Below are 5,333 nucleotides of genomic sequence, written 5' to 3'. Positions count from 1 at the left end.
CTCTTTTTCTATTTGTGCAATCGTATCGGCATCAAAATTATGGAACAAGGTGAGTGCCGCCTCCGAATTTTTAAATGTTTTCGAATACAGGTAGTTTTTAATACCTACTCCATCGGGAATGAGAATGAATATGTTTTTTTTCGATGTCACCGATCTTTAAATAGTTTTTGATGGGATATCCTCCATAGCTCGCCATCTTCCATATATTCCATAAATAAGGTGCTACTGTCACCTTTACCAAAGGCAGATACATTTTTTGGAGTACCCTTGAACGTTGTTTGAATAGCATTTACTATTTCACCTGATTGATAAGGTACGTTGACAATATGTTCGGAAAGGCTTCTATTTTGCTGCCGCGTACCAACATTTATGGTGGGAATGCCATAATAAGGGGCCTCGCGTATTCCTGCGCTTGAATTTCCAATAATAAACGTTGCATTTTTCAGCAATGTTAGAAAGTATTCGAAACGAATAGAGGGAAATATTCTAAATTTTTCATGTGCTTTTAGTCTTTGATATGCCTCTATTATCACCCGACTTCCCAAATCGTTATTCGGATAAATAACTACGTAGTGTCTATTGCTCAGTAACAGGGCATCGACAAACTGATTCACATAGGATTCTATGAAATCTATTTCGGTTGTTACAGGGTGAAACATAACGACGGCATAGGCGTCAAATTCTATTTCATAGTGCTTTTTTACCAGCTGCAAGGAAGGAAGATCTTCCGAAAACATAATATCCACATCTGGTGAACCAATCACAAAAATGGATTCTGGCAATTCGCCCATTTGTAATAAACGTGCTTCGGCCTCATTGTTGGAAACAAAATGGATGTGGCTCATTTTACTTGTGGAATGTCTAATGAGTTCGTCTATCGTTCCGGAAACTTCTCCCCCCTCAATATGAGCGACTAGAATATTATTTAGTGAACCTACCAAAGCACCTGCTAAGGCTTCCACTCTATCTCCATGAACTACAATTAAGTCGGGTTGAACATCTTTAACATAAGCCGAAAACCCTTCCATAGTCTTTGCCAATGTTAGATCCATTGTAGTTTCATGGGTATAGTTGGAAAAAGTGGCTATATTTTTAAATCCACATCGCTGTACTTCTAATAGCGTATATCCATAGGTTTCCAAAAGATGCATACCTGTGACAAATAGAAACGGCTCATATTTTGGATGCTCCTCCAGTTTTTGAATCAGGCCTTTTATTTTTCCAAAATCCGCCCGAGTACCTGTAAGAAATACGATTTTCTTCATGCTATTTTACAATATAGGAAATGGCATGAGAAAAAGGAAGTTTCTTGATTTCTGCCTTACCTTCAAAAAAATCATCTACTGCCTTATTGGTTCCTGCGAACGCTCCATAATCATCAAAGATTATCACGCCACCCTTGGTCACCCGATTGTATAATCTTTCAAGAATGATTTTTGAAGGCTCATAGAGATCAACATCAATATGTAACAGAGATATTTTCAATTGTGGGTTTTCCTCTAAATACATATCAAGTGTTTCCAAGATGTCTCCTTTAACAATATCAACATTCTTATTTAGGTCTTGTGCCTCTAAAAGAGTAATTATTTCTTCATAAGAAATACTTTTACCACCATTAGTTTCAGCTACAAATTTATCTCGCCTAATTTTGTCTTCTTGAAACCCCGCCTCAGGGAAGTCTCCAAAAATATCGAAACCGATCACCTTCCTACTATTGGTTTGCTCCAATAAATCCCTGAATTTAATCCATCGAAAAAATGAATTCCCTTTAAATATACCAAATTCAACTATTTCTCCGCGCACCGTGGCTGTCTGTTTAAAAAATTCCAGATGCGTGATAAACTTGCTAAACCGGGAAGGATCGGCTGTGGCGTAGAATCCATTTTCATATTCAAACCTTTTGGTTAAGTCGTAGAGATTATTCATTCAACAATGTCTTTAATTTTTAATTGTTCATCAACAGCTATATCGTTTGCAGCTTTTTTTCCTAGAAGGTTCTTAAAATCTTCAGCAAAAATTTCACCCGTTCCCGGACGTTTTACCCAAATATTTTCTTCTGTAAATAATTCTCCCTTTTTAATAGGTGCTATGGAACAAACCGTTGCGAAAGCAAAATCGATGGTTACCTGTTCTTCTTTAGTTGGTTCTTTCTTACCCCCTCGCATTTGCCAAATTTCGTGGCTTCCTATAATCAATTCTTTACAGGCTTGTTCATCCATGCTGCATACAATATCCGGCCCTTTTCTGTTCATATGGTCGGTAAAATGGCGCTCCAGCACCGAAGCACCCAAGGCTACAGCACCCAAACATGCATTGTTGTTACGTGTGTGGTCGCTCAGTCCAAATACTCTGTTGGGAAATGCCGTATGCATTTCGACCATAGCCCCAAACCGCACCAAATGGGAAGGGGTTGGATACAAATTGGTTGTATGCAAGATAGCCACCGGGACATTGTGTCTGTCAAATATCTCAAGTGCTTTTTGAATACTTGTTATAGTATTCATGCCAGTACTAAGGATGACTGGTTTTCCAAAAGAAGCAATATGTTCTAGTAAAGGATAATTATTGCACTCTCCGCTTCCTATTTTGTATGCTTTAACTCCCATTTTTTGCAACCTGTTGGCTGCAGCTCTTGAAAAGGGAGTAGATATAAAGATCATCCCTTGGGATTCTACATATTTTTTAAGCTCGTTTTCATCGTTCTCATTGAGGGAACAACGGTCCATAATTTCATAAATAGAAACAGAGGCATTTCCGGGAATCACTTTTTTAGCCGCACCACTCATTTCATCTTCGACTATGTGTGTTTGGTGTTTTATTACCTCCACGCCTGCTCTTTTCGCCGCGTCCACCATCTCCTTAGCAACCTGAAGGGAACCTTCGTGGTTTATACCAATTTCGGCTATGACCAAGGGAGGATAATCCCGACCTATCTTTCTTCCGGCTATTTCTATAAGGGGATTCATGCTTCTTTAAATTGTGTTAAAACATAGTGGGCATACTGTAAATCCTCTTGGGTATCGATATCAACTTCGGCATAGGGATGATTGACAATCATGGAAATATGATTATCCCCCATTAATTTTCCCTGTTTTATTAGATCTGATCTCATAATATACAAAAGACCATTTTCAAAATATAAGGGTTCCATATCCTGACTCCTTTGACCGAGTGTGTAATTGAAAGGAATATATTTGTTATTCACTATTTTACCAAATTTTTGATGATTCCGGCTTACTGTCATTAGGCTGTCCGCCTTCCCTTTTTCAAATAATTCTATTGCTTCTCGGAGCAAATTTTTAGGTCGTAATGGATTTGTTGCCTGTAAAAGTACTATGGTGCAGGTTTTATCACCCAATTGTTGCAGTACATCCTTTAGTACATCCATTGTAGTTGCAGTATCGCTGGCCAGATGCTTGGGACGATCGAGTACCTTTACTCCTAGGTCTTCAGAAAATACTTTCAATTGGTTGTCTTCCGTGGACACCAAAATAGTATCTAATAAGTTTGTATTCTCTTTGGCATAACGAATACTGTGCTCCAAAAGGGGGATCCCATTTAATGGCAACATATTTTTTCCGGGCAATCTTTTAGAGTTACCACGAACCGGTATGATAGCAATGGTGTTGTTCAACTATATCTGATGTATAAAGCCTAAAGGTACTGTATAATTTTAAAAAAGAGAGGTTCAATTATTCATAAATACTTTGCTTATTCTCAAAGTTTTTAAAGAATAATGGTTTTGTCTTGTTCAATTCTTCATCGTTCATTTTCCACCATTGCAGTGCTTCTATTTCTGAAATGATATTTTCTGAAAAACGCCTTTTTAGCGCTTTGGCAGGAACACCTGCGACAACTGTGTACGGAGCTACATCTTTCGTCACCACCGATCCGCCGGCAATGATAGCACCATTTCCAATTGTAACACTGCCTAAAATAATTGCATTGTGACCAATCCATACATCGTGACCAATCGTAATTTTCTTTATCTCTTTAAGCTGTGCTAGTTCGCCTTCGAATAAATTTTTATTAATATAGGTTGTTAAATAAGTCACCGGGTGATTAGTACTGTGAATGGCAACATCGGCACCTAGTTGACAATATTTTCCAATAGTAACGTCGCCATGAATAAAGTTGTTGTATCCAAGGGTTGTGGCATAACCAATTTTTATAGTTCCCGAGAAATTGCAACGATCCGGAACAAGGTTCTTGCCTTCGAAGCTTACATTTTTTAAGCCTCGAGGATAACCAGATATTGTCACACCAGCCTGTTTAACGGGTTGGTTTAAAAAGTAGTATAATATTTTTCGAATAAACCTTTTAATGACACAGTGATTTGGTTAGAACTCAAACTTAATAAATAAACGCTATATAATTCATACATAGTAACAATAATACAAACTATAGATTTCAAAAATTATCCCTATGTGTGGTAAGACCAAGTTTTTTAAAAAAATAAGGTCGAACATAACTGCTCATAAGTATACGTACAATACCTTTTTTAAACCATAGTGGCGTGTTGCACTTTTTGCTTTTTGGCACGGCAATGGTTTTTTGTGAGTTTGCTTTTAACTCGTTACAAATTGAAATCATCCAATCTGTTGGGTTATTTCCAATATGATATGCGTAATTTTCTACAGTGGCCAGACGCCATAGTTTTGCTTTTTCATTGGGAATATCAATATAATCTCTATCGGCAACACTGGCATAGGCCAAATGACTCCATTTTTTGGGCGATGAAAGAAAAACCTCCTTGCGCAAAGTAGCCACAAAATGACCACAGCCTACCACAGCGGAATACTCACTTCGTTTAACCGTTAACTGATATTTTAACTTGGCTTTATTTTTATACATGGTATCCTTTTTTCCGATACTTTCTGCAAACCGCAGCATATCCTCTGGATTGCAAATACTTTGGAATGTAAGAATGCCTTTAAAAAATGCATCAAAAAGGGTATTAATTGTGTACGTATTGTAAACAGTACCATGTGGTACTGGTGAAACCATTCCGGCTTCGGGAAAATGCTCAAATACCTCCTCTACACCTTGCATCCAATCTTGCTTAAAGAGTACATCCCCATCGGTTATCGTAATTAGCGGCTCTTCTGCAACCTTTGCGATCGAGATAACTGCATCGATCTTTCCTATATTCTCTTTATAGTGTACTAATTGGTCCACTTTTTTAGTATCGTATAGCTGTTGTAAATAATTGGTCACCTCCCTACAACTTCCATTGTTTACCACACTGAGAAAGGTTTTGGGATGTCGGGTACGAATTAAGGACTCCAAACATAATTTGGTCACTTCCAAACCATGAAAAAAATATTCCTCCT

General features: G+C 37.8%; 6 protein-coding genes. All 6 read right to left on the bottom strand.

The features are described from left to right. Positions 1-146: 146 nt before the first annotated feature. Positions 147-1,265 carry a UDP-N-acetylglucosamine 2-epimerase gene (neuC, locus tag K8F54_RS02175; protein ID WP_290786420.1) on the bottom strand — a complete coding sequence of 373 codons (1,119 nt, stop codon included), beginning with the start codon at positions 1,263-1,265 and terminating at the stop codon, positions 147-149. Between the two features lies 1 nt (position 1,266). Next, entirely contained in the window at positions 1,267-1,926 is a 660-nt protein-coding gene (locus tag K8F54_RS02170; protein ID WP_290786418.1) for a TylF/MycF/NovP-related O-methyltransferase, read from the bottom strand. Next, a complete protein-coding gene (gene neuB / locus K8F54_RS02165) occupies positions 1,923-2,966 on the bottom strand; it encodes an N-acetylneuraminate synthase (protein ID WP_290786415.1) in 1,044 nt (347 codons plus the stop codon). Before neuB ends, K8F54_RS02170 begins: the two co-directional genes overlap by 4 nt. Next, positions 2,963-3,634, bottom strand: coding sequence for an acylneuraminate cytidylyltransferase family protein (locus K8F54_RS02160; RefSeq protein WP_290786412.1), 672 nt, complete (start codon positions 3,632-3,634; stop codon positions 2,963-2,965). The genes neuB and K8F54_RS02160 overlap by 4 nt, the downstream gene beginning before the upstream one ends. Positions 3,635-3,692: 58 nt before the next feature. Beyond that, entirely contained in the window at positions 3,693-4,262 is a 570-nt protein-coding gene (locus K8F54_RS02155; RefSeq protein WP_290786409.1) for a CatB-related O-acetyltransferase, read from the bottom strand. Between the two features lie 148 nt (positions 4,263-4,410). Continuing rightward, positions 4,411-5,333: glycosyltransferase family A protein (locus tag K8F54_RS02150; protein ID WP_290786406.1), on the bottom strand; the 923-nt coding region annotated here is incomplete at its 5' end.

It is taken from the genome of Altibacter sp. (assembly GCF_019913785.1).
Lineage (GTDB): Bacteria > Bacteroidota > Bacteroidia > Flavobacteriales > Flavobacteriaceae > Altibacter.
Note: the sequence above shows the minus strand (reverse complement) of the source record. Positions and strands in the feature narration are given on the sequence as shown.

Bases quoted from the DNA above. Each gene is read 5' to 3' on its own strand.
- neuC (WP_290786420.1), bottom strand. From the start codon at position 1,265: ATGAAGAAAATCGTATTTCTTACAGGTACTCGGGCGGATTTTGGAAAA.
- K8F54_RS02170 (WP_290786418.1), bottom strand. From the start codon at position 1,926: ATGAATAATCTCTACGACTTAACCAAAAGGTTTGAATATGAAAATGGA.
- neuB (WP_290786415.1), bottom strand. From the start codon at position 2,966: ATGAATCCCCTTATAGAAATAGCCGGAAGAAAGATAGGTCGGGATTAT.